The sequence below is a fragment of the Caballeronia sp. M23-90 genome, from assembly GCF_053574605.1.
Genome location: NZ_JBSIPA010000601.1, coordinates 1 through 3,270, shown reverse-complemented (window position 1 = coordinate 3,270; position 3,270 = coordinate 1). Strand labels below are relative to the sequence as shown.

Below are 3,270 nucleotides of genomic sequence, written 5' to 3'. Positions count from 1 at the left end.
TACGGCCGCCGCCGCGCCGCCACTTGAACCGCCCGGCGTGTAGTCGAGTCCCCACGGGTTGCGCGTCGGACCGAACAGCTCGGGTTCGGTGTACGGCATCTGGCCTATTTCCGGCGTGTTTGTCTTGCCGAAGATATTGAGCCCGGCCGCTTTCGAGCGCGCGACGATTGGTGAATCCTCGCGTGGAATGAAGTGCTGGAAATGGCGGCTGCCCATGGACATGCGCAAGCCCGCGACCGGCGCGCCGAGATCCTTGATGAGATAAGGCACGCCAGCCAGCGGACCATCGGCCGGAAAACCTGAACGGCTCGCGCGATTGCGGGCCGCCTGGTAATCCTTCAGCACGATGGCGTTGATCGCCGGATTGACGGCTTCTGCGCGTGCGATGGCTGTATCGATGAGCTCGCGTGCGCTCACCTGGCCCGTACGCACAAGCTCCGCCAGGCCGATGGCGTCGTGATCGAGATACTCGGACTGCACGGTTTCCCCTTGGCTTTATTGTTCCGTCTTGTCATTCAGGCGGCCGTGCAGTCCACGTTCGGTTACGAATGCTCGCCGAGGAATGTCAGCGTGCGGCCGTGCGCGAGCGCCGATGCCTTCTGGTTGTACGACGCACGATCCGTGCAATTGAAGCCGTGGTCCGCGTCCGGATACGTGAAGACTTGCGCATCCTTGGCCGCAAAACGCTGCTTGACGGCAGCAACGCCGTCAGCCGGAATGTGGGCGTCGAGCTCGCCGTAGTGGAACTGGATCGGCGCCTTCACACTGTCCGCCTGATCCAATAGTGTGTGGATGCCGCCGCCGTAGTAGGCCACGGCGATATCGAACGAACCCTTCGCCGCCGATAAATACGCCAGCGTCCCGCCCAGGCAATAGCCCACGCCCGCGACCTTGCCAGTGACTTCGGGCAACGCGCGCAAGGCATCCGCGGCGGCGCCTACGTCGGCAACGCCGAGGTTGAGGTCGAACTTGCCGTACAGCTCCATCGCCTTGTTGCGATCCGCGCCGTCATAGCCCAGTTCCACGCGCGGCTGGATGCGCCAGAAGATGTCTGGGGCAAGCGCCACGTAACCATCGGCTGCGTATTGATCGGCGACCGCCCGGATGTGCGAATTCACGCCGAAGATTTCCTGGATGATCACCACGCCCGGGCCCTTGCCAGCCTTCGGCAACGCGAGATAACCCTGGAAGCTGTCGCCGCTGGCGGGAATGTCGATCCATCGGGATGAAACGGTCATAGTGAAGCTCCTGACTGATTGCTGAATAATAAGGGGCGAAAAAACACGCCGAAAAACGAGGGTGGAAAAACCGCAAGGCAGTGTGCCACCATTCCCTGCCGCTTGCTGGCGGACGTCCGGGCTGTAAAGCGCCTGTAGGAAATCGCCCGGACACCACGTTGGCGGGTGCCTCAACGCGATTAGAAAACGCCTTGGAGTTAATGCTCTATTAAGTGTTTGAATCCAACTGGTTAGCGGCCGGGATAATACCGGCGCGATCCGATAAAACCCGCGACAACCTTACCCACGCAGCAACGCGTGCTCTGAAGAACCGCATGAACAGGGCCTTTGCGCGCTGCACCAGCACATTTCCAGTGGCTTCTCAACTAGTCTCTTATTAGTAGCAACACCAGTATCCTAAAAAACTTCCCCAAATTAATTTGACAACCCTACACTTGCGCGCAGTACGGATGACGGCCGTCAAAAATGGCCGGCTGAAGGACTTGCCAAGTGCATGACGATGCATCCGGCGTGGTCGTCCACGGGGCTGAACCACCGTGATGAAAGGCGGGGCACAGGGCGACAACGTTGTTTTTGGGACCGAAACTGGAGACTTACATGAACACCAAGCTTCACAAATTGTTGCCTATTAGCGCTGCAGCGCTGCTGTTCGCCTCGATGGCAACAACGGCAATGGCCGACGAGATTGTCAAAATCGGTCACGTTGCACCGTTGACCGGCGGTATTGCTCACTTGGGCAAGGACAACGAAAACGGCGCGCGCCTCGCAGTTGAAGAAATCAATGCCAAGGGTCTGACGATCGGCGGCCAGAAGATCACGCTTCAACTCGATCCGCAAGATGACGCGGGCGACCCGCGCACGGCGACGCAAGTTGCCCAGAAGCTGGTCGACGACAAGGTCGTCGGCGTGGTTGGTCACTTGAACTCCGGCACGAGTATCCCGGCATCGAAGATCTATAGCGATGCAGGCATCGTCCAGATCTCCCCGTCGGCTACCAACCCGACTTACACGCAGCAAGGCTTCAAGACGACGTATCGCGTGGTCGCGACCGACGCACAGCAAGGCCCGGCGCTCGCCAACTTCGCCGCCAAGACGATGAAGATGAAGAGCGTGGCAATTGTCGATGACTCGACGGCTTACGGCCAGGGTCTCGCGAACGAATTCGAAAAGACCGCCAAGTCGCTTGGCCTGAACGTGATGTCGCACGACGCGACCAACGACAAGGCTGTCGACTTCCGCGCCATCTTGACGAAGATCAAGGGTGAGAATCCTGACGCGGTGATGTACGGCGGCATGGACGCAACCGGCGGCCCGTTCGCCAAGCAAGCCAAGCAACTTGGCCTGCGCGCCAAGGTGCTGGCGGGTGACGGCGTGTGTACGGAAAAGCTGGCCGACCTGGCGGGCGATGCAGCCGACAACGTAGTCTGCTCGGAAGCCGGCATGGCGCTCGAGAAGATGGAAGGCGGCCCGGCATTCGCGGCCAAGTTCCAGAAGCGTTTCGGTGCGCCGATCCAGATCTACGCGCCGTTCACGTATGACGCGGTGTACATCATTGTCGATGCAATGAAGCGCGCCAACTCGACCGATCCGGCAAAGATCGTCGCAGCAATGCCGAATACGGATTACAAGGGCGTGATTGGCGAGACGACCTTCGATTCGAAGGGCGACCTGAAGCACGGCGTGATCTCGTTGTACGACTACAAGGGCGGCAAGAAGACGCTGCTGGACGTGGTCAAGATGTAATCTCGCGGGCGGCGAGGTCCGGTCTGTTGATCGCGTTGCCTTCGTTGTTTTTCAAGATATAAGGAACGCGCTGATTGCAAAGTCAGCGCGTTTTTTTTATAGCTTGAGTTGTTTCATCATTCGCGGGCCCACGAGCGCAATCAGCGCCGAGCACGCTGCGACCACCGAAAGCCCAATGGGCAGCGAACTGATCTGCGCCACGCCGCCGATCAACACGGGCCCGAACAGCAAGCCGAAGTAAGCCAGGCCAGCGACCTGCGTGAGCCCCGCAGAAGGGCTCGCGCAGGTA

3 protein-coding genes and 1 pseudogene are annotated in these 3,270 nt (G+C 59.8%); 1 reads left to right on the top strand and 3 read right to left on the bottom strand.

What is annotated here, in order from left to right; genetic code table 11:
• Together ACRXB1_RS33270 and ACRXB1_RS33265 are read right to left on the bottom strand one after the other, a co-directional pair.
• The coding region (locus tag ACRXB1_RS33270; RefSeq protein ID WP_449494448.1) for an amidase family protein at window positions 1–480 on the bottom strand (480 nt) is incomplete at its 3' end.
• Between the two features lie 62 nt (window positions 481–542).
• Window positions 543–1,238: a dienelactone hydrolase family protein gene (locus tag ACRXB1_RS33265; RefSeq protein ID WP_062168658.1), complete on the bottom strand. Its 696-nt coding sequence runs from the start codon at window positions 1,236–1,238 to the stop codon at window positions 543–545.
• Window positions 1,239–1,835: 597 nt separating this feature from the next.
• On the opposite strand from ACRXB1_RS33265, the gene ACRXB1_RS33260 reads away from it, so the two are divergent.
• Entirely contained in the window at window positions 1,836–2,981 is a 1,146-nt protein-coding gene (locus tag ACRXB1_RS33260; RefSeq protein ID WP_062168660.1) for a branched-chain amino acid ABC transporter substrate-binding protein, read from the top strand.
• Between the two features lie 96 nt (window positions 2,982–3,077).
• On the opposite strand, the pseudogene ACRXB1_RS33255 reads toward ACRXB1_RS33260, so the two are convergent.
• A pseudogene (locus tag ACRXB1_RS33255) lies at window positions 3,078–3,270 on the bottom strand (MFS transporter); the annotation flags it as partial.

Excerpts from the sequence above, each read along its gene's own strand:
- ACRXB1_RS33265 (WP_062168658.1), bottom strand. The coding sequence starts at position 1,238 with ATGACCGTTTCATCCCGATGGATCGACATTCCCGCCAGCGGCGACAGC.
- ACRXB1_RS33260 (WP_062168660.1), top strand. The coding sequence starts at position 1,836 with ATGAACACCAAGCTTCACAAATTGTTGCCTATTAGCGCTGCAGCGCTG.